The organism is Comamonas testosteroni (assembly GCF_030505195.1).
Classification (GTDB): Bacteria; Pseudomonadota; Gammaproteobacteria; order Burkholderiales; family Burkholderiaceae_C; genus Comamonas; species Comamonas testosteroni_G.
Window position 1 is genome coordinate 3,311,356 of record NZ_CP129672.1, and the last position, 24,859, is coordinate 3,336,214.

Sequence of the window (24,859 nt, forward strand, 5' to 3'; positions counted from 1 at the left end):
GCTCGTCACCGACAGTGCGTCACTGAGCGTGCCTCATTGATTGAGCAGGACGGGGGCACCGGTCGCATCGCGCCGCAGCTCGGCCGCGCCGCTGGCAACCAGGCCTGCGACCAGGCCGTCCAGCCATTGCTGTTCCGTTTGGCCACCGAAGTAGCTTTGGTGCAGGATGCCGAAATAGGGGGTGGCATGCACCCAGCGCTGCAGATCCTGCACTTTGATGCTTTGCCACTCCAGCAGCTTGTATTTGAGCAGCACCTTGGCGGCATAGCTGGCATGGCGTTGCGGCGCCTGGACAAAGCCGGCCAGCCGCTTGCGGGCAATGCCCAGAGCCGCCTGCACATCGCCAAACAAGCCGCCGTGTCCGGGCACGACAAGGCGAGGCTCCAGGCGCTCGATCACGTCCAAGGTCGCGGCGACCTCGTCAAAGGCGGCAATGCCTTCGATCTCGGGGAAGACCACGCCAAAGCCGTTTTCCCATAGCGCATCGGCAGAGATCAGGATGCGGCTGTCGGGCTCGAACAGAATCACCGAATGCGGATCATGGCCGGGGGCTGCGTGGACCTGCCAGTCGCGGCCCGACAGGCGTACCGTGCTGCCCGGCTGCAGCAGGCCCGTGATGTCAAAGCGCGGGCATTCCTGCCCCGTGGGGGCGTAGCTGAGGGCGGCCTCGTCCCAGCTGCGTACCAGCTCGGCCTGGCCTGGTGCGATAAAGGTCTGCACCTGTGGATAAGCCTGCTGCAGTGCGGCATTGCCGCCGCAATGGTCGCTGTGCAGATGGGTGTTGAGAATGCGTGCCAGCGGCTGACCTGCCAGCGTGCTTTCGATCAGCGCCAGGGTTTGCGCGCTATGCGTGACATAGCCGGTGTCGATGACGGCAGCGCCTTCGGCATCGCCGGCCTGCGCGGCAAAGACGATGTTGTTGGCCGACAGCCAACCGCGCTCCAGCACGGTCATGCCGGGCGGCAGTGGGACATGCATTGCCGGGGATGCATTCATCGAGCTGGTCTCCTGTGCGGTGCTTTGTGTTTTGCTCAAGCCTAGCAGGCCGCTCATCATGCAGCTGTCGCGCGGGCGGGCTGCTCAGTGTGACTCGGTCGAAGACAGGATGCGGCGGCGAATCACCACGGGCTTGCCGCCAAAGCGCTGCTTGGACAGCCAGTGCGCCAGGGCCGAATCGAGATGCGTGGCGTGGCCGGGAAACCAGTCCACCAGGGCTTGGGTCAGATCGCGGCAAAGGGCGACATTGCCTTCGGCGAGCTTGACGCGGACTTCTGCCACGGACTTGAGCACGGCCGCATGCTCGTCGATATGGCAGTCGCGTGGCGGGAAGCCGGTACTCAGCATCCACTGGTCCTCTTCGGCAAAGTGGTGCTGCAGATGGGTCTGCATGGCTTGCAGCAGACTGGGCAGCTCGCTGTCTTCGGCGGTTTGCAGCAGGGCAATCAGCTCGACGAATTCCTCGTGCAGCTCGTCCATGGGCCCGTGGCCCATGAGCAGATGGTCTCCCCAGACCAGGGTGGCGGTGTGGCTCATGGCAATGTCTTCTTGTGAATGCTGCGGAGTGTGCGCAGCTTGTCTTTGAAGACCATTATGCAAGCCGTATCGGTGGGCAGGCATCCTGCAAAAGAGGGAGGCGGTCTGCCGTGCGGGCAAAGAAAAAGCCTCTTGAACCGAAATTCAAGAGGCTTTGTCTGGTGCGCGATACATGGATCGAACATGTGACCCCTGCCGTGTGAAGGCAGTGCTCTACCGCTGAGCTAATCGCGCTTTAACTGGTGGGTGATACATGGATCGAACATGTGACCCCTGCCGTGTGAAGGCAGTGCTCTACCGCTGAGCTAATCACCCGAAGACCGCAATTCTAGCAGCAACTTTGGAAGTCTTCGGGAAAACTCGTAAATTTTCTGAAAAAACTCAGTTCGACCGCAGCTCGCGCCTCAGGATCTTGCCCACATTGGTCTTGGGCAGCTCGTCGCGGAACTCGATATAGCGTGGCCGCTTGTAGCCTGTCAGCTGCTCCTGGCAGTAGCGCATGACCCGGTCTTCCGTCAGTGAGGGGTCGCTGCGCACCACATAGACCTTGATCGATTCGCCCTGCTGATCGTCCTTGACGCCCACGGCTGCGCATTCGAGCACGCCGGGGCACATGGAGATGACGTTTTCCAGCTCGTTCGGATAGACGTTGAAACCGCTGACCACCATCATGTCCTTTTTGCGGTCGATGATGCGGGTGTATCCCTCATCGTCCAGCACACCGATATCGCCGGTGCGCATATAGCCATCGGCCGTGAAGGCCTTGGCGGTCTCTGCAGGCTGGTTGTAGTAGCTGTGCATGACGTTGGGGCCCTTGATGCACAGCTCTCCCGCCTGGCCGTTGGGCAGGTTGCGGCCTTCATCGTCCTTGATGGCGACCGAGATGCCGGGCAGAGGCAGGCCTATGGTGCCGGTGAACTCCTTGTTGGTGACGGGATTGTTCGTGCCTATGGCGCAGGTCTCGCTCATGCCCCAGCCTTCGATCATGGCGCAGCCCGTGGTCTGCTGCCACTGACGCGCTGTGCCTTCGGATGCCGCCATGCCGCCGGCCTGGGAGATGAACAACTGCGAGAAATCGAGCTGGCGGAACTCCGGGTTGTGAAGCAGCGCATTGAACAAGGTGTTCACGGCAGGCAGCACATGGAAGGGCCGCTTCTTGAGCACCTTCACAAATTTCGGGATATCGCGTGGGTTGGGGATCAGACTGAGGCTGCCGCCCAGTCGCATGGCGAACAGACTCACGGTGAGTGCGAAGATGTGATAGAGCGGCAAGGCCGCCACGATATGGGTTTCATTGGCCTTGACCCTGCCTTCCAGCGCAGGGGTGAACCAGGTATGGGCCTGCAGCGTGGCGGCGACGATATTGCGATGGGTCAGCACTGCCCCCTTGGACAGGCCTGTTGTGCCGCCCGTGTATTGCAAAAAGGCTATCGAGTCCAGCGTGGCCGTGCTGGGAATGAGCCTGCGTCCAGCGCCCTCGGTCAGGGCCTTGCTGAACAGGGTGACCTGGCGCGGCTGGCTGCCGGCGCCTGAATCCGAGCCAAGGGGCAGGTCAAAGGCCGGCACCATCTTGGCCAGGTGGCGCACGGCAAAGGTGATCCAGCTGCCGTACAGGCCGCCGAGCAGATCGCCCATGCTGGTCAGGCAGATATGGCGGATATGGCTGCGCTCCAGCACCTGGGCCAGGGTGTGGGCAAAGTTCTCCATGATGATGATGGCCGTGGCACCCGAGTCCTTGAGCTGATGCTCGAGCTCGCGCGCGGTGTAGAGCGGGTTGACGTTGACGCAGGTAAAGCCTGCGCGCAGCACGCCGGCCATGCTGACGGCGAACTGCGGCACATTGGGCAGCATGATGGCCACGCGTGCCCCCGGCTCCAGGCCCAGGCCCTGCAGCCAGGCCCCCATCTGTGCGGATAGCTTGTCCAGCTCGCCATAGCTCATCCAGCGGTCCATGCAGACGGAAAACGGCCGCTGTGCATGCTGGGAAAAGGCTTCTTCGAGCAGATGTACCAGCGAGCGGTACTGCTCGGGCTGTACTTCGTGCGGCACATTGGGCGGATAGTTCTTGAACCAGGGAGCGGCAGCGTCCATATAGAAGAGGTACCTTGCAGAAGCCGCTCGTCGTCCAGGGACGCGGGCGGCGGGTTGAACAAAGAAGGCCAGCGTGCAAAACCTGCGCTGCGGCTGATTCTGCGGATGCCCTCTGTCAGGGTCTACGGGGGCTTGTCCTAGGCGCTGAGCGGCATGCTTGCTACGCTAGCGCCTGGAGGTGCAGGCTTTGAATACCTGGTTCTGGCGCGCAGTGGTGATGGGCAGCTGGCTGGCGCTGCTGCTCTGGTGCGGCTATTGGTGGCCGCGCTCGGTCGCGACGGCCTTGGCCGGTGCAGCCCTGATTGCGGGCGGTGCCGGACTGCAGCTGGGCACGCAGATGCTGATGATGCGCAGGGTGCTGCGCCGCCGCGGTGTGCCGCTGCCATCCGCCATGGTCGCGCTGCGGGCCTGGCTGTCGGAGTGGCGCTGGGCCTGGCGGTTGTTTGGCTGGCAGATTCCTTTTGGCGAACATGCCGAGCCCGATGGAGTGTCTGTCGAAGGCAAGCAGGTGCAAGGGCCAGTGCAAGGGCAGGTGGGCGTAGTACTGGTGCACGGCTATTTCTGCAACCGTGGCGTGTGGACCGTCTGGCTGCGCAGGCTCAAGTCGCGCGGCATTGCCGGCATGGCCATGACGCTGGAGCCTGCGCATGGCAGCTCCGTCAACGCCATGGTGGACGATCTCGACCGATGCGTGAAAGCCATGGTCCAGCAAACCGGCTGTGCCCCTCTTCTGGTTGCGCACAGCATGGGCGGTCTGGTGGTGCGGGCCTGGCTCAAGCGGCTTGATGCCGGTGAGCGCGCGCGCCATGCGGCCCATGTGGTCACCGTGGCCACGCCGCATGGCGGGGCGTGGCTGGCACGGTTTGCGCAGCGCCTGCCGGCCGTGGAGATGCGCGAGGGCAGCGACTGGCTGCAGCGTCTGGGGCCGCCGCCCGAGGATGTGCCATTCAGCTGCTGGTGCAGCAGCAGCGACAACATCGTCTTTCCCCCCGATCTGGCTGTCCTGCCGAATGCGCAGCGCCATCAGGTCGACGATGCAGCGCATATGCAGCTGCTGTTTGATGCGCGGGTCTGGCAGCACTGTCTGCAGCTGCAGGCGCAACTGCAAGAGCGACTGCAGGAGCGACCGCAGCAGCGGTATCAGGCGGCAGACGGAGGTGCCTCGGCAGCCGATGCCGGGGCACGGGCCTGCGGGTCCTGAACCAGGTGGATGTCGGTGGCAGCGACCAGGGCGATCTTCTGCTCGGCACAGCGCTGCAGCAGGCCGAACAGCAGGTCGCTGCGCGTGCTGTAGACATTGCGCGAGCTCGAGACATGGCCGAAGCTGGTGATGTTGACCACGCTGCCATTGATGGAGTCCACATACATTGAAGGGGCCGGGGTGCTCAGCACGGCCTCATGCTCGGCATAAAGGCCCAGCAGCACCTCGCGCAGCTTGACGATATCGGTGTTCAGCGGCACCGAGAACGCGATCGAGATGCGGCCCAGCGCGCCATCCATGGTCAGGTTCTGCACGGACTTGGTGATGAACTCCGAGTTGGGCACGATGACGGTGGATTTGTCATCGGTCTGAATCTCGGTGGCGCGCACGCTGATGCGGCGGATGTCGCCGACCTGATCGCCGATGCGCACGCGGTCGCCCAGCTTCACGGGGCGCTCGGCCAGCAGAATCAGGCCCGAGACAAAGTTCTGCGTGATGGCCTGCAGGCCGAAGCCGATGCCGACGGACAAGGCGCTGGCCAGCAGGGCCACTTTTTCGAAGCCTATGCCCAGGGCCGCCAGCGTCCACAGGCCGGACAGCAAAATGCCCGTATAGCGGGCCACGGTGCTGATGGAGTTGCGTGCGCCTATATCCAGCTCGGTCTTGGGCAGAAAGGTCTCCACCAGCCAGTGCTGCAAGGCACCAAACAGCGTCAGCCCCGCCACCAGCACCAGCAGGCCGCGCAAAATCGTCATGGGACGCAGGAAGGAGTCGCCAACGGGCAGGCCGTTGGTCAGCGTATCGGCCAGCACGATCAGGCTGCTGGAGTTGCCAAAGGGCGCGATCAGCGCCATCAGCCCCAGCAGCAGCAGACAGACACGCGTGAAGGCCGACAGCAGCACGCCGACCTGCTCCAGGCGCGAGGGCTTGAGCCCCGTGCCGGCAGCAAAGCTCTGGCCGATACGGCTCTCGCTGGAGCACAGCCAGGTAAAGAGGTCGTCGACAAACTTCATCAGCAGCGAGGTGGCCAGAACCACCACGGTGATCCAGACCATTTGCGTGGCTGCGAATACCGAGAAGTTCAGATAACCGATCAGCGCTGCGATCAGCGCGGCCAGCACCGTCAGATGCCCGCCCAGCCAGGCCAGCATCAGCCAGCGACTGGTTGCAGCAGGCCGGTAATCGTCACCATGGTGAGCGGCTTTCTCGCGCTCGGCCAGTTGCTGGCGCTTGCGTTGCTTGTTGATGACCATCAGCACCGACATGATGAGCAAGGCATAGACGAGCGCAATCAGTCCGTCCAGGGCTACGCTGCTGACGGCGCTGGTGCGTGCGGCAATGTCCACCGCGTTGAGCATCATGGAGAACCAGGTCAGACCGGCGGCTCCCCAGGCAAAGCGTGTGAGCGCAGGAGCGGCAATGTCGTCGATGTTGAGCAGTCGCCAGGTGGGGCGCTTGGGCACCAGCAGGCAGGCGCTGACGGAGAGGAAGAAGGCCGCGACAAATGAGGATTGAATCCAGGCATCGGCCACGGTCTGCAGGCGAGGTGCAATCGCGTCTATGGAGCGCAGGCTCTCGATGAATACCAGACTGGCCAGGCCGGGTAGGGCAGTGCCCACGACCAGCATCCAGACGGCCAGACCCGTGCGGCGCAACCGCCCGTTGGGTGCGCGTTCGGAGGCCGCAAATTTTCGGCCCGCATAGCGCAGGCCGATGCGCAGCGGAAACATCACAAACAGCGCCAGGGCAATGCCGGTCAGCGTGGCCGACCAGCCATGTTCGGCAATGGCGGCGTTAAAGCTGGTACGGCCCTGGCGTGTCAGGGCCGCAATGCGTTGCAGGTCGGTTGGCAGATGCTCGGCAAACTGCTTCCACAGCGAAGGCGACAGCGGCGATGCCACCTTGCGGGCGATCTGTGCGTTGAACTGCTGGGTGCGGATTTTCTCGATGCTGTCCGTGGTCTGCTTGGCCTCCATGGACAACAGCTTGCCGCGCTTGAGCGCGGAGTCCAGCTCGCTGTGCTGCTGCGCCAGATCCTTGCGCTGCAGGCTCAGTTCGGGGGATTCCTCGCTGCCTTCGGCCACCGGCCCCAGCTGGGCAATGCGGGCATCGATCTGCTTGAGCAGCGGCTCCAGTGCCGTGACGGCATTGTCGGCATCGCGTTTGGACTGCAGGGCTTTTTCGGACAGGGCCTGCAGCGTTTCGGAGGTGTCGGCATCGTCCAGCGACTGGCGTACCTTGTCCAGCGTGTTCGATGCCTGTTGAATCTGGGCGATGGACGTGGTCTGGATATCGCCATTGGCAGGCAGCTCGGCCGCGACGGCCAGACCTATGCAAAGTTGGAGCGCTAAAAGCCAGCGCAGCAGTCGGTTGCAGCGGTAATGCATTGTGAAGAAGTGAGTGGGCGGCAGTTTGCCTCTGGCGCTCACTATAGGTGCAATGCTGCGGTCAGGGTTTCAGGGCGCAGCCAAGTCCTGCAGGACTTGCAGCCTGAATACTCTGTATCGATTGCTATTAAAAATGGAGCTTTATGCGCTTTTCAGAAAAGGAGTGGCGCCGGATTTCCATCTGGAAATTCGGCGCGTGACCTCGCGCGTTCCGGGGCGCGTGCCGGTATACATCCGCTGACTAAATCAGCTGCTCGCCGGGCAGCAACTCCTTGGCGCCAATGGTGGGCAACTGACGCAGCTGCTCATACAGAGGCGCAAAGTCGGTATCGGCCAGGTTCAGCAGATGGGGCATGTCGTCGATCACGAAATAGGTCTGCTGATAGGTGTCGATCTTGTAGAGCGTGCGCATGGTGCGCTCCAGCTGCAGCGGCAGACGATGCGGCTGAGGGCTGTTGACGCTGTACTCCAACTCACCCACGGAACTGAGAATGCCTGCGCCATAGGCGCGCACGCCGCCGCTCTCGCGGATCAGACCGAATTCCACCGTGTACCAGTACAGGCGCGACAGCATCTCGCAGGCGCCGAGCTCGGCGGCCTTGAGACCGCCCTGTCCGTAGGCCTGGATGAAATCGGCCATGACGGGGTTGAACAGCAGCGGCACATGGCCGAAGAGGTCGTGAAAGATGTCGGGCTCGACGATGTATTCGAACTCTTCGGGCTTGCGTATCCAGTCCGTGACCGGAAATTTGCGCTGGGCCAGCAGCGAGAAGAACGGCACCTCGGGAATCAGACCCGGAACGCCGACGATCTCCCAGCCTGTGGCCTTGAACAGTCGCTCGTTGACTTCCTCGAAGCGCGGAATGCGTTCCTTGGCGCCCAGCGAGGGCAGGGCATCGATGAAATGCTGACTGGCGCGGCCCGGCAGCAGCGCGGATTGACGCTCATAGAGGCGGTGGTAGGTGTCATGCTCGGCCTCGGTATAGGCGGCATAGTCCTGCGTGCAGGTGTAGTCGGCATGGGCACGCGTGTAGTCGCCGCGCGGCGGACGATCGGACTGGCCATAGACGACGGGGGCTGCGCCGATGCCGCCGGTCATGGCGGTGCTGTTCTGGATGCTGTTCATAAGGCACTCCCTGAAATGAGGGGTCGCGAAGGCTGCGGCCAGAGCTTGTGGCCGGGGCGCAGCAGGGAAAAGGAGAAGCGAGCCGGAAGCTGGCTCAGTGCATCTGTATCTGGGCGCGCTTGACGAGCTGTCCGTAGCGCACATGCTCGGCCTGCACCAGACGGGCAAAGTCCTGCAGACGCAGGTCGTCGCGCACCACGCCCATGGCGTCGAAGTACTGCTGTATATCGGGCCTTTGCAGCGTCTGGGCAAAAGCGTCCGACCAGCGTTTGGCCTGGCTGTCCGCAATGCCGGCAGTGGCAAAGATGCCGAACCAGGTGCTCAGATTCATGCCCTTGATGCTGTCGTCCAGGCTGGGCACCTCCGGCAGAGCCGGCAGCGGCGAGCGCCAGGTCACGCCAATGGCCTTGAGCCTGCCGGCGCGCAGATGGGGCAGGGCCGAGGCGATGTTGTCGAACATCAGATCGACCGTGCCCTCGAGCAGTGCCGACAGAGCCGGCCTGGCCCCGCCGAACGGCAGATGCTGCAACGGCACCTGGGTCAGCGACTGGAACCACTGGCCCGCGATATGGCCGATGCTGCCGTTGCCCGCCGAGGCATAGCGCAGGGGCTGCCGGTGCTTGGACATGAAGCGCAGCAAATCTTCGGGCGTGTAGATGCGCCACTGCATGGCCAGCTCGCTGCGCATGACCAGCACATGAGGCATGCGGGCCACGAGTATCAGCGGCTGAAAGTCGCGCAGCGGATCGTAGGGCAGTTGGGGATTGAGCCAGGGCAGGATGGCATGGGTGGCCACGGCGCCCATCAGCAGCATGGGCTCGCGCGCTCCCGCCCTGGCCACCATGGCTGCGCCCGTGGCTCCCCCCTCGCCCGCGACATTGAGCACATTGATGTTGCCCAGGGCCGTGGTTTCCTGCGACAGCTTGCGCGCTGAACGGTCCAGAGGGCCGCCCGCTGTATAGGGCACGACCAGAGAGAGCTCGTTGCGGCTGCGGCTGGAATTCGACGGCAGGACGCTGGCATCCCTGGCCGCATGCGCGCTGCTCGCGATCAAGGTAGTCGCGGAGGCCACCGCCAGCGACAGGGCCTGGCGACGGGAAAGCACGGACGCGTCCAGCCTCGGTGCTCTGCAGTCCTCGGGGGCTGTAGCGGGGGGCTGATGGGGGCGCGACACTTGATCCTTCCGGGCGTTGAGGCTGGCCGCGCCGACTCACGCCAAGCGTGGATGCGGCAGTGCAGCATGACGGAAAGTATAGGGACGGAAAGCGATCGCCACATGGTCCATTTGACGGAGTGGTAACCATTGGTATCTTTTTGATGCAAGTCGTAGCGCCAGAGCCCAGGCCGGCCACGCGGCAAGCGAGCGCAAGTGGCAGGTGCTGGGCGGGGTGGCGCATGATCGACTCCGTAAGCGGCTCAGGTCTTGAGCACGCCGCGGCGCATCTGGTCGAGCTCCATGGTCTCGAACAAGGCCTTGAAATTGCCCTCGCCAAAGCCGCTATTGCCCTTGCGCTGGATGAACTCGAAGAAGATGGGGCCCAGCTGGTTTTCGCTGAAGATCTGCAGCAGCAGCTCGCCGGGCTGGCCGTCCACCAGGATATTGCGCGCCAGCAGCTCGGCAATGGGCTCCTGCAGGTCCGGGATGCGCTTGGGCAGCAGTTCGTAATAGGTCTCGCTGGTGTTCAGCAGCTTGATGCCGTTCATCTGCAGACCGTCCACGGTGTCATAGAGATTGGTCGAGCCCAGCGCGATGTGCTGTATGCCTTCGCCGTGGTACATGTCCAGATATTCCTGGATCTGGCCGGCCTTGTCGTTGCCTTCCTCGTTGATGGGAATGCGGATCTTGCCGCAGGGGCTGGTCATGGCCTTGCTCTTGACGCCTGTGGCCTGGCCTTCGATGTCGAAGTAGCGGATCTCGCGGAAGTTGAAGATGCGCTCGTAGAACTCGGCCAGCTCGGCCATGCGGCCGCGATAGACGTTGTTGGTCAGGTGGTCGATATAGGTCAGGCCCAGGCCCTCGGGGTGCAGATCGGCACCGGGCAGGGGCTCGAAGTCCACGTCGAAGAAGCTGATATTGCCCAGATCACCGTCCTTGGCGCCATTCTTGCCGCGCCATTTGTCGATGAAATAGATCAGGGAGTCGCCAATGCCCTTGATGGCGGGAATGCTCAGTTCGCCGGGGGCGGCCTGCTGGGCATAGCCCCAGGCACCCAACGAGGTGGCGCGCTCATAGGCGTACTTGGCGTCATTGACGCGCACGGCGATGGCACAGACGCTGGGGCCGTGCAGACGCGCGAAGCGCTGGGCAAAGCTGTCGGGCTCTGCATTGATGATGAAGTTGATCTCGCCCTGGCGATACAGGGTCACGTTCTTGCGGCGGTGCTTGGCGATGGCCTGAAAGCCCATGCGCTCGAACAGCTGACCCATGGCCACCGGATCGGGGGCGGCGTATTCGACGAACTCGAAGCCGTCCGTTCCCATGGGATTGTCCCAAGTCTGGAAGGTGCTGGCGTTGCTTTGGGTCAGTGGGGCGTTCATGGCAGAGGTCTCCATCGGGTAGGGCTGCAACACATGAAGAACAGGTGTCGACGATGGATGCACTGTAGGATGGGGCGCGGACAAGCTTCATGCAAAAATGCCTTGGCTGCAAACAGCTTGACGCATGAAAATTGCATGAAAAATCGATTTCATGCAATTTAAATGGTTATCAAGGGTTAACCATTAATAAAAACTGCGCTGTTTTTATAATCTGCCGCCATGAGTCCCATGCACACCATCGACAAACTGGATAAGGCGATTTTGCGCCGATTGCAGGCCAATGGCCGAGAAACTTATGACGTCATCGGTGAGCAGGTTGGCCTGTCGCCCAGTGCCGTGCTGCGCCGTGTCAAGCGTCTGGAGGAAAACGGTGTCATCGACCGTTATGTGGCTCTGGTGCAGCCCGAGTCTGTGGGCCTGGGGCTGACTGCCTATATCAATGTGCGTCTGGAAAAATACACCGAAACAAGCAAGCGCAACCCCATGGATGTGTTCCGCGCCAGCGTGCAGACCTGGCCCGAGGTGGTGGAGTGCGTCTCCCTCACTGGCGAGATGGACTATTTGCTGCGGGTGGTGGTGGCAGACATGCAGCATTACAGTCGATTCATCATGGATACCCTGCTCAAACACCCCAGCGTGCAGGATTGCAAAACCAGCTTTGTCATGGACCGGGTCAAGGTCACGACGGCCGTGCCGCTGTAGACCTTCAGGGCAGTCCTTCATACGGACCATGACCTAGCGGGAAACAGGCGCTAAGGTGTTGAATTAGCGGAAAATCCTTACAGAATTGTTGCAATGCAACATGTGGCTTGTGAAACTTCGGGTTTTTACCTATATTTCAAGCTATGAACCTCCCCAAAGACTGGTTGAAATCGCCCTGGCAGGCCGGCTCCGGCTGGCTGCGAGACATGGGCAAGTCCCATGGCGCCGAGCGTCGCTCGCCGTCCTTGGTTCCCATCCGTTCGCTGAGTCCGCGCCATCGCGACCGCATCATCAAGCATCTGCTCAAGCTGGATGCGCGGGACCGCTATCTGCGCTTTGGCTATGCGGCCAACGACGAGCAGGTGCGCCGCTATGTCGAGCAGCTCGATTTCGATCGCGACGATATCTTCGGCATCTTCAACCGCCGCCTGGAATTGATCTCCATGGCGCATCTGGCCTTTGCCGGCCATCCCGAGCATCAGAAATGCGCGGAGTTCGGTGTCTCCGTGCTCAAGAGTGCACGTGGCAAGGGTCTGGGGGGCCGTTTGTTCGAGCGTGCCGTGCTGCATGCACGCAGCAAGAACGTGAGCATGATGTTCATCCATGCGCTGTCCGAGAACACGGCCATGCTCAAGATTGCGCGCAACGCAGGCGCCACCGTCAAGCGCGAAGGCTCGGAATCCGAAGCCTATCTGGAGCTGCCGCCTGCCGACTTCGAGACCCATGTCAGCGACCTGGTGACCGAGCACCTGGGCGAGATGGACTACCAGCTCAAGAAGCAGGCCGTCAATTTCTGGGCTTTCCTGGCGGGCGTGCAGGAAGTGCGCAAGGGTGTGCAGGAAGGCCGCCATAAATCAGGCGAGTAAGTCGGCTTGTGAAGCTGGCAACGCTGCAGCCCAATAAAGACCAGTGCAAGCAGCTATCAAAATAGCTTTGACCGAGCGACCTCGGTGACAGCTGGTCATGGCTTTTGTGAGCTAGCAAGCCGTCTGTCAACACAATCCGTTATTCTTTGAGACTTGTTTGACTACCGCACGTCCTGCACTCCAAGACAGTGTCTGACCCCCATCAAGCGCGCCTTCCCGAGAAGGAAGACAAGCGAAGCTTCCTGCAAAAGGTGGCTGAGTTCATCCATCCGGCACCGGAATCTACCGATGAACTGATCGAAACCCTGGCTGAAGCCGAAGACAACCAGGTCATCAGCACCGAGTCCCGTGTCATGCTGGAGCGCGTGATCCGCATGGCCGACATGAGCGCCGGGGAAGTCATGGTGGCTGCGCCACGCATGGATCTCATCAATATCGACGCTCCGTACGAAGAAATCCTGCACCAGGTTCTCACCACGGCGCATTCGCGCTTTCCGGTCTACCAGGGCGAACGCGAGAACATCATTGGCATTCTCATGGCCAAGGACTTGCTCAAGCTGCAGCGCTCTCCAACCCTGAATATCCGCGCTCTGGTGCGTCCGGCGGTCTTTGTGCCCGAGAGCAAGGGCCTCAACGATCTGCTGCGCGAGTTCCGCGCCAATCGCAACCATCTGGCGGTGGTCATCGACGAGTTTGGCCGTGTGGCCGGCCTGGTGACGATTGAGGATGTGCTGGAAGAGATCGTCGGCGAGATCGAGGATGAGTTCGACATCCCTGAGGACGAGGGCGATATCTTTGCCCTGGCCGACAACAGCTATCGCGTCGCGGGCGATGCCAGCATCGAGCATGTGAGCGAGGAGTTCGAGACCTCGCTGCATGCCAGCGACCCCGATGCCGAGTTCGACACGATTGGTGGATTGATCGCCCACGAGATCGGTCATATGCCCAAGCGCGGCGAGCAGATTCACCTGGGCGGGCTGGAGTTCACCGTGCTCCACACCAAGGGCGGTGCGGTGCGCTGGTTCAAGGTGGTCCGCGATCCCTCGCCGGACAGCCTTGTTCGCAACTGATCGCGATTTGCGCAAATCCGGCTCGGGCCAGGTGTGATGCCGGTGGAAATACCGGTTGTGCCGCTTTGTTTGCGCAAGTCCTGCCGATACCTCGTATGCTTGAATTCACCCAACCACCCGGTTGGGTGTTTTGTTGGTACCCGTTGATTTCTATGACCACCACTGCCTCTTCCGTTCAGACTGTTGCTGTCAGGCCCCAAGGCTGGATGCGCTGGCCTTTGCTAGTGATTGCAGGCAGTTTGCAAGCGCTTTCCCTGGCCTGGCCATGGGCTCGTGGCCAGGGCGACGGCTGGTTGAGCCTGGCCGGAGGCTATGGCCGTCCGCTGTGGTGGCTGCAGATTCTGTCGCTGGCGGTGCTGGTTCATGCGCTGCTGGCTGCCCGCTGTGCCGCTCAGGCGGCAGGCCGGGCCTGGTTGTTTGGCACGGCATGGCTTGTGGCCACCTTCTGGTGGCTGTTTATCTCCATGCACACCTATGGCGGGCTGGCGGCGCCGCTGGCCGTGGCTGCCGTGCTGGCGCTGGCGGGCTTTCTGGGGGGCTATTACGCCGCGGCTGCATGGTGCTTCAAGCGTTTGGCAAAGACGCCGGATGCGTTGTCAGCGATGGTCTTTGCTGCACTATGGACGCTGGCCGAGCTGGCGCGCGGCTGGTTGTGGACCGGTTTTCCTTGGGGCGCCGGCGGCTATGCCCATGTGGAAGGCCCGCTGGCCGTGCTGCCGCGCTGGATTGGCGTCTACGGCACGGGGTTTGTGGCGGCCTGGGCGGCGGCCTGGCTGGCGCTGCTGGTCTGGCGCATGCAGAACAGGTCGGCGGTGCTGAAATTCAAGCCGGCCCTTGCATCTGCCGTGGCCCTGGGTCTGGTCTGGGGCGGGTTGTGGTGGTCGCGTGATGCCGCCATTGAAGCGCCTGTTCAGCAGCCCGGCATGAGCGTGGAGCTGCTGCAGGGCAATATTCCTCAGGATGAAAAGTTTGAACTGGGCTCGGGCGTGGTGGTGGCGCTGCGTTGGTATGCCCAGCAGCTGCATGACGCAAGGGCCCAGTTGGTCGTGGCCCCCGAGACCGCCATTCCGCTGCTGCCCCAGCAGCTTCCTGAAGGCTATCTGGACTTTGTGCGCGCACCTTTTGTCGCCAAGGAATCCAGCCGCGCGGCTCTGGTGGGTCTTCCGTTGGGCAACTGGGATCAGGGCTTTACCAATACGGTCGAAGGCTGGCTGCCGGGGCAGACCCAGGCCTATCAATACGACAAGCACCATCTGGTGCCGTTTGGCGAGTTCATTCCGCCCATGTTCCGCTGGTTCACCGAACTCATGAATATTCCGCTGGGCGACTTCAATCGCGGCGCACTGGGCCAGCCTTCCATGAGCTGGGCGGGTGAACGCCTGTCGCCCAATATCTGCTACGAAGACCTGTTTGGCGAAGAGCTTGCGGCCCATTTCGGCAATGCGGTGACGGCACCCACGGTGCTCGTCAATCTGAGCAATATCGGCTGGTTTGGCGACTCCGTGGCCATCGATCAGCATCTGTCCATCAGCCGCATGCGCGCGCTGGAGTTCGAGCGCCCCATGTTGCGTGCAACGAACACCGGTGCCACAGTGGTGATTGATCACAGGGGACAAGTGGTGAAAGCACTGGCGCCTTTCGAGCGCGCGGTGTTGCAGGGCCGGGTTCAGGGACGCGACGGACTGACGCCTTATGCGCGCTGGGTGCATGCTTTGGGTCTGGTGCCTCTGACGCTGTTGTGCCTGGCGTTCTGCGCTCTGGCCGGTATGACCTTGAGAAAGACTGAGGAAGGCGTAGTGTCCCGCACGGAATAAGCCACATCGGCATCAGCGGCTGTGGCATTTGTGGCAGAGTCTTGGGCCTGAAAACGGGTATTGTGTCCCGGGTAGGTCTGCGAGCCTTGATAATCCCCGGTTGTACCGCCCGCAGTGGGCGCGCGCAGTGGGCGCGGGTCCCGTCACCCAAAATACACAGTAACAGGTAGCTTGCACAGGCTGCCGCGGAGCAATTGAGAGAATGGCTGAATCTTTTTCCTACGAACAACTGATCGCGTCCGGCGAAGGCAAGCTGTTTGGTGCCGATAGCGGACGTCTGCCCCTGCCTCCCATGTTGATGTTCGATCGCATCACACATATCTCCGAGGACGGCGGTGCCCACGGTCTGGGCAAGATTGTTGCGGAACTGGACGTCAAGCCCGACCTGTGGTTCTTTGATTGCCACTTCCGTGGAGACCCCGTCATGCCCGGTTGCCTGGGCCTGGACGCCATGTGGCAGCTGATCGGCTTTTACCTGACCTGGCTGCGTTTGCCGGGTCGCGGTCGCGCACTGGGTGCAGGTGAAGTCAAGTTCACAGGTGAAGTAGGTCCCGATGTCAAACTCGTGACATATGAAATTGATATCAAGCGAGTAATCAAGCGCAAGCTGAACATGGCCATCGGCGACGCACGCCTGCTGGCCGACGGTAAGGAAATTTACGTGGCCAATGACCTGCGCGTGGGTCTGTTCCTGCGTGAAGGTGATGCCAAGGGAACGGCAGCATGAGCAAGAAGCGGGTAGTGATCACCGGCGCGGGCATTGTCTCGTGCATCGGCAATGACCTGGCAACGGTGGAGGCCTCGCTGCGCGAGGGCAAAAGCGGTATCAAGGCCATGCCCCAGTTCACGGAGCTGGGCATGCGCTCGCAGGTGGCAGGTATTCCCGAGATCGATATCGAGGCGCGCATCGACCGCAAGCAGTTGCGTTTCATGGGTGATGCTGCGGCTTATTCGCAGATCGCCCTTGAAGACGCGATCAAGCAAGCCGGTCTCACGCCCGAACAGGTGAGCAACCCGCGCACCGGTCTGATCATGGGCTCGGGCGGCGGCTCGCCGGCCAATCAGATCGAGGCAGCCGATACGCTGCGTGAAAAAGGCATCCGCCGCGTGGGGCCTTACCAGGTCACACGCTGCATGAGCTCCACGGTGTCGGCCTGCCTGGCAACCAACTTCAAGGTCAAGGGCATCAACTACTCCATCACCTCGGCATGCTCCACCTCGGCCCACTGTATCGGTGCTGCGGCTCAGCAGATCGCCTGGGGCATGCAGGATGTGATGTTTGCCGGCGGCGGTGAAGAGCTGTCCTGGGGCATGTCGCTGCTGTTCGACGGCATGGGTGCCATGTCCAGCAAGAACAACGAGACGCCAGAGAAGGCCTCGCGTGCCTACGACGCCAACCGCGACGGCTTTGTGATCGCCGGTGGTGGTGGTGCCGTGGTGCTGGAAAGCCTGGATCATGCGCTGGCGCGCGGCGCCAACATCCTGGCCGAAGTGGTGGGCTTTGGCGCCACCAGCGACGGTGAGGACATGGTCGCCCCTTCGGGCGACGGCGCCATCGCCTGCATGAAGCAGGCCATGGAAACCGTGGATGCGCCCATCGACTACATCAACACCCACGGCACATCGACCCCCGTGGGCGATATGCAGGAAGTTCGTGCCATGCGCGAGCTGTTCGGTGACCAGGTGCCTCCGTTCTCGTCCACCAAGTCGCTGACCGGCCACTCGCTGGGCGCGACCGGTGTGCAGGAGGCGATTTACTGCCTGATCATGCTGAACAAGGGCTTTATCGCAGGGTCCGTGAACGTGGACACGCCCGATCCGCTGCTGGGCGATATGCCTCTGGTCACCCAGACCCGCGATGCCGAACTCAAGACCGTGCTGTCCAACAGCTTTGGCTTTGGCGGCACCAATGCCTCCCTGGTGCTCAAGCGCTGGGAAGGGCAGTAAGCGCTGGAGTCCTAGATCGCGAGCCCGCTTGGCCTTGAGGTAAGCGGGCTTTTTTCTATCGTCGACTACCGTCTCCCCCATGAAGATCGCAATTCTTGACCGTGATGGCACCCTGAACCAGTGGGGAGCTCAAGGCTTCATTGGCCGGCCCGATGAATGGGTAGCAGTCCCCAGCGCGCTGGAGGCAGTTTCGCGCCTGAACCGTGCCGGCTGGCATGTGGTGGTCGCCACCAATCAACCTGGGCTGGGTCGCGGGCTGTTCGATGTGATCGAGCTCAACGCCGTGCACGCCAAGATGCACCGGGAGATGGCCGCCGTCGGCGCGCGGGTGGAAGCAGTGTTTTTTTGTCCGCACGCTCCTGATGAAGACTGCCAGTGCCGTAAACCAGGCGTAGCGCTGTTCGAGCAGATTGCCGATCGCTACGGTGCGGAAGGCGGTGAAATCTGGGCCATTGGCAGCGGTGTCGAGCATTTGCAGGCGGGCAAGGCTCTGGGCGCTCATCTGGTGTTCGTGGAGTCCACTGCCAGGCCCGAGTGCAGCAGCGATGCCGTCCTGCCTGAAGGCAGCGAGCGCTATCCAGATCTGGAGGCCGTGGTGAATATGCTGTTGCCGCTGGGAGGGGATGAGAATGCTCACCCCCCGGATTCGGCGCCTGCCCCGCATTGAGCTCGGGTTTCAGGTCAAAATAGACTCAACTGCTTGAAAGAGCAGCGCAAGCTGCTATGTTTCTTGTTGATAACCGTGCCAAATCAACGGGCCAGGCTTCAGGTCTGTGCTCACGTCATTCGATTGCTGTCATGTCTCTGATTCGCTCCGTCCTCCACATGTTGTGGATGGCTATTACCGTCATTCCCTACACTTTCGCGGTGCTGCTGGCCAAGTGGACCAGCGGTTCGTCGGCCAAGGCATACCGCGCTGCCCGCGCCTGGCTGAAGCTCTCGGTGGACAGCGCCCGCGTGATCATGGGGGTCCGGTATCAGGTGCAGGGCATGGAGAACCTGCCTGTGGACCCGAATCAGGGGGTGGTGCTGCTGGTCAAGCACCAGTCCACCTACGAGACCTTTCTCATGCCTGCCATCATGCCGCGCCCGTTGGCCTATGTGTTCAAGAAGGAGCTGCTGAAGGTGCCATTTTTCGGTTGGTCCATCGGTGCGCTGGACATGATTCACATCGACCGAGCCCAGCGCTCGCGCGCCTTTCACAAGGTGGTGGAGCAAGGCAAGCGCCTGCTCGATCAAGGCATCTGGGTCATCATGTTTCCCGAGGGTACACGTGTGAATCGCGGAGAAGTGGGCGAGTACAAGAGCGGCGCCACCCGTCTGGCCATCATGACGGGTGCGCCCGTGGTACCCATCGCTATTACCTCGGCCAAGTGCTGGCCGCGCAAGGCCTTCATCAAAAAGCCCGGCGTGGTGGATGTTTCCATAGGCAAGCCCATTTCTTCGGTGGGCCGCAAGCATGACGAGCTGATGGTCGAGGTCGAGGCCTGGATCGAGTCCGAAATGCAGCGCCTGGACCCCGAGGCCTACCGCAAATAAGGCAAAACTGCCCATGTCCACAGGCGATAGCTTGCAGCAAGCTTGGCAATGGCTGGTGCCGCCTGTGGTGGGGGATGGGCAGGGTGGGTTGGTGCCGCGCAAGCGCTGGCGCAGCGGCCCTGAAGCCATTGAACGGCGTTTGGATCAATCCGAGCTGGAATTTGAGAATAGTAAGCCTGTAGCGCCCGTCATTATCTCGGTGGGTGCTATTGATTCTGAAGAGGATGAGCTGCCTGCAGAGCCCGTACTTCTGGTGCATCCGGAAGCCAGCCACAGCGCCCGCTTGCAAGGGTGTGAGGTGGCGTATCTGCTGCGCCGTTCGGCGCGCCGCAGCATCGGCTTCAGCGTAGGGCAGCAAGGGCTTGAAGTCACCGCTCCGCAATGGGTGGCCATGCCCGAGATCGAGTCAGCGCTGCAGACCAAGGCCGGCTGGATTGTGCGCAAGCTGCAGGAAGCCGGACAGCGACAGCAGATCAAGCAGGAAGCGCGCATTCTCTGGCAGGACGGAGGCGTGCTGGACTATCTGGGGCAGCCCATGACCTTGCGGCTGACAGGAGGGGCATCACCTGCGTTGGCTACTCGCCAGACGCATCGAGAGCAGGGGAGCGATGGGTCGCAAAGCCTGCATCTTCCCCTGTCGCCGCAGGCACCGGCAGCCCAGGTGCGCGCTGCCGTTCAGGCCTGGATACTGCGCGAGGCACGCAGCTATTTCACGGCCCGCATGCTGCACTTTGCCGCACTCATGGGCGTGCGCTGGAATGCGCTGCGCCTGACAAGTGCCAGCACGCGCTGGGGCAGCGCCAACAGCAGCGGGATCATTCGTCTGAACTGGCGGTTGATGCAGCACGGCCCGCAAATCATCGACTATGTGGTGGTGCATGAGCTCGCCCACCTGCATCATATGGATCACAGCCCGCAGTTCTGGGCTGTGGTGGCTCAGGTGCTGCCTGACTGGAAGCACTTGCGCAGAGCCCTGAGAGACAGGCCTCTGCCGGTTTGGGAATAGCGGCAATGACCGAGACGAGGAATGAGATGAGCAATACAACCCAAATCCAACCTGCTGCCGGCTATGCCGGCGATGTGCCGGCGGAGTTGGCCTGGCAATGGTTGCAGGCCGGTGAAGCGGTTCTGGTCGATGTGCGCACCGATGCCGAGCGCGAGTGGGTGGGCAAGGTGCCAGGCGCTGTTGCCGTGGCCTGGAAGCAGTGGCCCGGCATGGCTGCCAACCAGAACTTTGACGCCGAGCTGCGAGCAGCGGTGCCCGAAGGCAAGAAAGTGGTGCTGCTATGCCGCAGCGGTGTGCGTTCTGTTGCGGCGGCCCAGCGTGCTGCGGGCCTGGGAATCGAGGCCTACAACATTCTTGAAGGTTTTGAAGGTGACGTTGACGCCAACGGCCAACGAGGCCAGTTGGGAGGCTGGCGCAAGCGCGGCCTGCCCTGGCATCAGTAAAGCGCAGGGCTTGGCCTGCTGCTTCTAGGCTGAACGATAGCCGTTGGGGTTCCGGCTTTGCCAGCGCCAAGTGTCGGCGCACATGGTGTCCAGATCATGCTCGGCTTGCCAGCCTAGGGTTTTCAGGGCGTGGTCGGGGTTGGCGTAATAGCTTGGCAGGTCTCCCGGGCGTCGCTCGGTAATGCTGTAGGGAATCGTCTTGCCGCTGGCCTTCTCGAAGGCGTGTAGAACATCCAGCACGCTCAAGCCCTTGCCTGTGCCTAAATTAAGGGTCATGACCCCAGGCTGGAGCTTTTCCAAGGCCATGACATGTCCGCGGGCAAGATCCACGACATGTAGATAGTCGCGAACTCCCGTGCCATCCGGTGTGTTGTAGTCGCCGCCAAAAATCTGCAGCTTGTCGCGCCTTCCCACTGCAACTTGTGCGATGTAGGGTAGAAGGTTATTGGGAATATTTGCCGGGTCTTCGCCAATCAGGCCACTTGGATGCGCTCCGATGGGATTGAAGTAACGCAGAACGGCAATGCTCCAATGGGAGTCCGAGTGCGCCACGTCGGTGAGGATTTCTTCAGCCATGAGCTTGGTTCGCCCATAGGGGTTCATTGCCGCTGTGGGGTGTTTTTCGTCATAGGGCAGGTATTGGGGTGTCCCGTAGACGGTGGCGGACGAGCTGAAGACAAGCTTGTGTATCGCCAGACTTTGCATCGCCCGCAGTAAAACAAGGGTTCCGTTGACATTGTTGTCGTAGTAGTCAACTGGCTGTGCGGAAGACTCGCCTACAGCCTTCTTGCCCGCAAAGTGCATGACGCTGTCAATGCCATGCTCGCGCAAGGCCTGCTCAAGCGCAGCTTGATCGCGGACATCGCCATTGATCACGGGGATGGTGCGTCCTGTGATCTTCTCCACACGGCGAACAGCTTCAGGATGGCTGTTGCTGAAGTTGTCGAAAATCACGACGTCATGGCCGTGACTGATCAGTTCGATGACGGTATGGCTGCCGATATAGCCGGCGCCGCCTGTGAGCAGAGTTTTCATAAGCTGCAGTCTAGCTTTGTCACGAATGATAAAAGCGCTCCTCGGAGCGCTTTATGCGTAACTGTATTTACAGAGCCGTATTTACAGCGCCGGGATACGCAGCTTCTGGCCGGGATAGATCCTGTCCGGGTTGCTGAGCATGGGCTTGTTGGCCTCGAAAATCACGTTGTACTTGTTGGCGTCGCCATAGTACTTCTTGGAGATGGCCGACAGGGTGTCGCCGCGCACCACATCATGGTACTGGGCTTCTGGCTCGGGGTTGGTGACCGTCATCAGGTTGTCCACGGACTGGACATTGGCCACATTACCGCAGCACAGCGTCACTTTTTCCTTGACAGCCTGAGTGGCAGCCGTGCCGTTGACCGTTACCTTGCCTTGAGAGCCATCGAATTGAACCTGCAGATCGGATACGCCGAGATTTTGAGTGTTGATATAGCTGGCGATCGCTTGAGCCGCCTTGGCATTCAAGTCTTCGGCCGGTGCCTCCGCATGTGCGTCGCTGCCGCCAAACAGTTTTTCTCCGGCTTCCTTGATGAAACTGAACAGACCCATGGTTTCGACTCCTCAAAAGTAGTGGAAGAAAGCGGTTCACTTTAACGGGAAATCGAAATGATTCCTTGCAGGATATGGACTGAGCGCTTTCTTTGACAATTTCCTGCCCGCTTGTAATGAATGTGACAAGCGGCTGTCTGTCACAGAGAAAAGTGCTGATAATGCGCCGCATGACATTTTTGGCCATAGACATTGGCAACACCCGTTTGAAGTGGGCCATGTATGAAGATCATCGCCCTGGTGCTGCCTTGCTGGCCCATGGAGCGGAGTTCCTGGAGCATATAGAGCGTCTGGCAGAAGGTGCCTGGGCGGGGCTGCCAGCTCCCGAGCGCATGCTGGGCTGCGTGGTTGCCGGCGAGACGGCAAGGCGCAGGGTGCACGAGCAGATCGAACTCATGCTGGGATGGAATCTCGAGCCTCAATGGGTAGTTCCGTCCATCGCAGAAGCAGGGGTGACCAATGGCTATGACCACCCGTCCAGGCTGGGTGCGGACCGCTGGGTGGCCATGATTGGTGCACGTCACCACATGTTGCAATTGGGCGAGGCCAGGCCGTTGATCACGGTTATGGTGGGCACCGCAGTGACGGTCGATGCCATGGATGCGCAAGGCCATTTTCTTGGCGGACTGATCATTCCCGGGCATGGCATCATGCTCAGGGCCCTGGAGGGCGGTACTGCGGGCCTGCATGTGCCGACCGGTGAAGTCAGATGCTTTCCCAAGAACACCAGCGATGCACTGACCAGCGGCGGCACCTATGCCATTGCGGGTGCCGTGGAGCGCATGTACCAGCATCTGGCAGAACACTGCGGCGCAGAGCCCATGTGCATCATGGCGGGTGGTGCTGGCTGGAAAATGTCTCCCAGCATGACCAGGCCTTTTGAGCTGATCAACAACCTGATCTTTGATGGCCTGCTGGTGATGGCTGAAAAGCGCTGGGGCTGAGTGCACAGGCCTGATGGCTGTGGGTTGGGTCTTATCGCTATCACTGAAATTTAGAGGCAGCTCTCTATGATTTTTGTAACCGGCGGTGCAGGCTTTATCGGCGCCAACTTTGTTCTCGACTGGCTGGCACATGTGAATGAGCCTGTGGTCAATATCGACAAGCTGACCTATGCGGGCAATCTGGAGAATCTGGCTAGCTTGAAGGGCGATGCCCGCCATGTGTTTGTGCAGGCCGATATCGGCGACAGTGCCAAGCTGGCGCAATTGCTGGCGCAGCACCAGCCTCGCGCGGTGGTGAATTTTGCGGCAGAGTCGCATGTGGATCGCTCCATTCATGGCCCCGAGGATTTCATCCAGACCAATGTGGTGGGCACTTTCCGCTTGCTGGAGGCGGTGCGTGGCTATTGGAATGGCCTGGAGGGCGAGGCCAAGCTCCGCTTTCGCTTTTTGCATGTCTCCACCGACGAGGTCTATGGCGCGCTGGCGCCCACGGACCCCGCGTTTACCGAAGAGCACAATTACGAGCCCAGCAGCCCGTACTCGGCCAGCAAGGCAGCTTCGGACCATCTGGTGCGCGCCTGGCATCACACCTACGGCCTGCCGGTGCTGACGACCAACTGCAGCAACAACTACGGCCCGCTGCATTTTCCGGAAAAGCTGATCCCGCTGGTCATTGTCAATGCGCTGGCAGGCAAGCCGCTGCCCATCTACGGCGACGGCATGCAGGTGCGTGACTGGCTGTATGTGCGCGACCATTGCAGCGCCATTCGCCGAGTGCTGGAGGCCGGCCAGCTGGGCGAGACCTATAACGTGGGCGGCTGGAACGAGAAGGCCAATATCGATATCGTCAAGACCGTGTGCAGCTTGCTCGACGAGTTGCGCCCGCGCGCCGACGGCAAGACCTATGCCGAGCAGATCACCTATGTGACCGACCGTCCCGGCCATGATCGCCGCTATGCGATCGATGCACGCAAGCTGGAACGCGAGCTGGGCTGGAAGCCTGCCGAGACGTTCGAAACCGGCATTCGCAAGACCGTGCAGTGGTATCTGGCCAACCCCGAGTGGGTGGCCCATGTGCAGTCGGGCGCCTACCGTGACTGGGTGCAAAAGCAGTACACCGCAGAGGCTTCGGCATGAAGCTGCTCTTGCTGGGCAAGAACGGTCAGGTCGGCTGGGAGCTGCAGCGCAGTCTCGCCCCTTTGGGCGAGGTGATTGCGCTGGATCGCCAGAGCGTGAATGTGGATGGAAATGGCCTGTGCGGCGATATCGCTGATCTGCAGACACTGGCGCAGACCATTCGCAGCGTGCGCCCGGATGTGATCGTCAATGCCGCAGCGCATACGGCAGTGGACAAGGCCGAGAGCGAGCCGGATCTGGCTTGGCACCTGAACGCCGAGGCGCCCGAAGTCATGGCGCTCGAAGCCAAAAACCTGCGCGCCTTGCTGGTGCACTACAGCAGCGACTATGTCTTCGACGGCTCTGGCAGTGCGGCACGCAAAGAGGGGGATGCGACGGGGCCGCTATCGGTCTATGGCCGCACCAAGCTGGAGGGTGAGCAGCGGATTGCGGCCACGCATTGCCGCCATCTGATTTTTCGCACCAGCTGGGTCTATGCCGCGCGTGGCGGCAACTTTGCCAAGACCATGCTGCGCCTGGCGCAGGAGCGTGAAGCGCTCAGCGTGATCAACGATCAATGGGGCGCGCCGACCGGAGCCGATCTGATCGCCGATGTCACGGCCCATGCCGTGCGCCATATGAGCGCCCATGAAGGCGATGGCGGTCTCTACCATCTGGTCGCGGCAGGGGAAACCAACTGGCATGCCTATGCCAGCCATGTGATTGAGCACGCACAGCGCCTGCGTCCGGATCTGGACTGGAAGGCGAAAAGCATTGCCGCCGTGCCGACCACGGCCTTCCCGACACCGGCTGTACGGCCCTTGAACTCGCGTCTGGATACGCAAAAGCTGCAAGCGGCCATGCAACTGCATCTGCCCCCATGGCAGCAAGGCGTGGAGCGCATGCTGCGCGAGATTCTGTAATCTTCCAATAATTCGCTTCAAGTGCT

General features: G+C 61.5%; 23 protein-coding genes and 2 tRNA genes. 14 read left to right on the forward strand and 11 right to left on the reverse strand.

The window, feature by feature from the left end:
* Positions 1-33: 33 nt before the first annotated feature.
* From QYQ99_RS15255 to QYQ99_RS15275, 5 genes are all read right to left on the reverse strand, one after another.
* Positions 34-996 (reverse strand): MBL fold metallo-hydrolase, encoded by a 963-nt coding sequence (locus QYQ99_RS15255; protein ID WP_302088942.1) that lies wholly within the window; start codon positions 994-996, stop codon positions 34-36.
* 84 nt (positions 997-1,080) lie between these two features.
* On the reverse strand, positions 1,081-1,533 hold the full coding sequence (locus QYQ99_RS15260; RefSeq protein WP_302088943.1) for a bacteriohemerythrin: 453 nt from the start codon (positions 1,531-1,533) through the stop codon (positions 1,081-1,083).
* Between the two features lie 159 nt (positions 1,534-1,692).
* Positions 1,693-1,767: transfer RNA gene (locus QYQ99_RS15265), tRNA-Val, on the reverse strand.
* Between the two features lie 6 nt (positions 1,768-1,773).
* A tRNA-Val gene (locus QYQ99_RS15270) sits at positions 1,774-1,848 on the reverse strand.
* A gap of 66 nt (positions 1,849-1,914) precedes the next feature.
* Positions 1,915-3,624: an AMP-binding protein gene (locus tag QYQ99_RS15275; protein WP_302088944.1), complete on the reverse strand. Its 1,710-nt coding sequence runs from the start codon at positions 3,622-3,624 to the stop codon at positions 1,915-1,917.
* Between the two features lie 187 nt (positions 3,625-3,811).
* Between QYQ99_RS15275 and QYQ99_RS15280 the strand changes: the two genes are divergently transcribed.
* Complete coding sequence (locus QYQ99_RS15280) at positions 3,812-4,825, forward strand: esterase/lipase family protein (protein ID WP_367882813.1); 1,014 nt, start codon at positions 3,812-3,814, stop codon at positions 4,823-4,825.
* On the opposite strand, the gene QYQ99_RS15285 is transcribed toward QYQ99_RS15280, so the two are convergent.
* From QYQ99_RS15285 to hppD, 4 genes are all read right to left on the reverse strand, one after another.
* Complete coding sequence (locus QYQ99_RS15285; protein WP_302088946.1) at positions 4,765-7,254, reverse strand: DUF3772 domain-containing protein; 2,490 nt, start codon at positions 7,252-7,254, stop codon at positions 4,765-4,767. The genes QYQ99_RS15280 and QYQ99_RS15285 overlap by 61 nt on opposite strands.
* 199 nt (positions 7,255-7,453) lie before the next feature.
* A complete protein-coding gene (gene phhA / locus QYQ99_RS15290) occupies positions 7,454-8,338 on the reverse strand; it encodes a phenylalanine 4-monooxygenase (RefSeq protein WP_003073454.1) in 885 nt (294 codons plus the stop codon).
* A 94-nt stretch (positions 8,339-8,432) separates the two neighbouring features.
* On the reverse strand, positions 8,433-9,443 hold the full coding sequence (locus QYQ99_RS15295) for a Bug family tripartite tricarboxylate transporter substrate binding protein (protein ID WP_302088947.1): 1,011 nt from the start codon (positions 9,441-9,443) through the stop codon (positions 8,433-8,435).
* A 311-nt stretch (positions 9,444-9,754) separates the two neighbouring features.
* On the reverse strand, positions 9,755-10,876 hold the full coding sequence (hppD, locus tag QYQ99_RS15300) for a 4-hydroxyphenylpyruvate dioxygenase (RefSeq protein WP_302088948.1): 1,122 nt from the start codon (positions 10,874-10,876) through the stop codon (positions 9,755-9,757).
* A 219-nt stretch (positions 10,877-11,095) separates the two neighbouring features.
* Between hppD and QYQ99_RS15305 the strand changes: the two genes are divergently transcribed.
* From QYQ99_RS15305 to QYQ99_RS15350, 10 genes are all read left to right on the forward strand, one after another.
* Positions 11,096-11,578 carry an Lrp/AsnC family transcriptional regulator gene (locus QYQ99_RS15305; protein WP_302088949.1) on the forward strand — a complete coding sequence of 161 codons (483 nt, stop codon included), beginning with the start codon at positions 11,096-11,098 and terminating at the stop codon, positions 11,576-11,578.
* A 143-nt stretch (positions 11,579-11,721) separates the two neighbouring features.
* Entirely contained in the window at positions 11,722-12,444 is a 723-nt protein-coding gene (locus tag QYQ99_RS15310) for a GNAT family N-acetyltransferase (protein WP_302088950.1), read from the forward strand.
* A 188-nt stretch (positions 12,445-12,632) separates the two neighbouring features.
* Positions 12,633-13,514, forward strand: a complete 882-nt coding sequence (locus QYQ99_RS15315; protein ID WP_302088951.1) for an HlyC/CorC family transporter — start codon at positions 12,633-12,635, stop codon at positions 13,512-13,514.
* A 152-nt stretch (positions 13,515-13,666) separates the two neighbouring features.
* On the forward strand, positions 13,667-15,328 hold the full coding sequence (gene lnt, locus QYQ99_RS15320) for an apolipoprotein N-acyltransferase (RefSeq protein ID WP_437439040.1): 1,662 nt from the start codon (positions 13,667-13,669) through the stop codon (positions 15,326-15,328).
* A 202-nt stretch (positions 15,329-15,530) separates the two neighbouring features.
* Positions 15,531-16,055 carry a bifunctional 3-hydroxydecanoyl-ACP dehydratase/trans-2-decenoyl-ACP isomerase gene (fabA, locus tag QYQ99_RS15325; protein WP_003073442.1) on the forward strand — a complete coding sequence of 175 codons (525 nt, stop codon included), beginning with the start codon at positions 15,531-15,533 and terminating at the stop codon, positions 16,053-16,055.
* On the forward strand, positions 16,052-17,275 hold the full coding sequence (fabB, locus tag QYQ99_RS15330) for a beta-ketoacyl-ACP synthase I (protein ID WP_302088952.1): 1,224 nt from the start codon (positions 16,052-16,054) through the stop codon (positions 17,273-17,275). Before fabA ends, fabB begins: the two co-directional genes overlap by 4 nt.
* 79 nt (positions 17,276-17,354) lie before the next feature.
* Positions 17,355-17,942 (forward strand): D-glycero-alpha-D-manno-heptose-1,7-bisphosphate 7-phosphatase, encoded by a 588-nt coding sequence (locus tag QYQ99_RS15335; RefSeq protein ID WP_302088953.1) that lies wholly within the window; start codon positions 17,355-17,357, stop codon positions 17,940-17,942.
* Positions 17,943-18,073: 131 nt separating this feature from the next.
* Positions 18,074-18,814, forward strand: coding sequence for a lysophospholipid acyltransferase family protein (locus QYQ99_RS15340; RefSeq protein ID WP_302088954.1), 741 nt, complete (start codon positions 18,074-18,076; stop codon positions 18,812-18,814).
* Positions 18,815-18,827: 13 nt separating this feature from the next.
* Positions 18,828-19,820 carry a M48 family metallopeptidase gene (locus tag QYQ99_RS15345; RefSeq protein WP_302088956.1) on the forward strand — a complete coding sequence of 331 codons (993 nt, stop codon included), beginning with the start codon at positions 18,828-18,830 and terminating at the stop codon, positions 19,818-19,820.
* Positions 19,821-19,846: 26 nt separating this feature from the next.
* Complete coding sequence (locus tag QYQ99_RS15350; RefSeq protein WP_003068022.1) at positions 19,847-20,263, forward strand: rhodanese-like domain-containing protein; 417 nt, start codon at positions 19,847-19,849, stop codon at positions 20,261-20,263.
* Positions 20,264-20,287: 24 nt separating this feature from the next.
* On the opposite strand, the gene galE is transcribed toward QYQ99_RS15350, so the two are convergent.
* Positions 20,288-21,298, reverse strand: coding sequence for a UDP-glucose 4-epimerase GalE (gene galE / locus QYQ99_RS15355; RefSeq protein WP_302088957.1), 1,011 nt, complete (start codon positions 21,296-21,298; stop codon positions 20,288-20,290).
* A gap of 81 nt (positions 21,299-21,379) precedes the next feature.
* Positions 21,380-21,850, reverse strand: coding sequence for a peptidoglycan-binding protein LysM (gene lysM, locus QYQ99_RS15360; protein ID WP_302088958.1), 471 nt, complete (start codon positions 21,848-21,850; stop codon positions 21,380-21,382).
* Positions 21,851-22,020: 170 nt separating this feature from the next.
* Between lysM and QYQ99_RS15365 the strand changes: the two genes are divergently transcribed.
* The 3 genes from QYQ99_RS15365 to rfbD all read left to right on the forward strand — a co-directional run bounded on the left by QYQ99_RS15365 (position 22,021) and on the right by rfbD (position 24,833).
* A complete protein-coding gene (locus QYQ99_RS15365; RefSeq protein WP_302088959.1) occupies positions 22,021-22,794 on the forward strand; it encodes a type III pantothenate kinase in 774 nt (257 codons plus the stop codon).
* Between the two features lie 66 nt (positions 22,795-22,860).
* Positions 22,861-23,931: a dTDP-glucose 4,6-dehydratase gene (rfbB, locus tag QYQ99_RS15370; protein ID WP_302088961.1), complete on the forward strand. Its 1,071-nt coding sequence runs from the start codon at positions 22,861-22,863 to the stop codon at positions 23,929-23,931.
* A complete protein-coding gene (gene rfbD / locus QYQ99_RS15375; RefSeq protein WP_302088962.1) occupies positions 23,928-24,833 on the forward strand; it encodes a dTDP-4-dehydrorhamnose reductase in 906 nt (301 codons plus the stop codon). Before rfbB ends, rfbD begins: the two co-directional genes overlap by 4 nt.
* Positions 24,834-24,859: the final 26 nt, after the last annotated feature.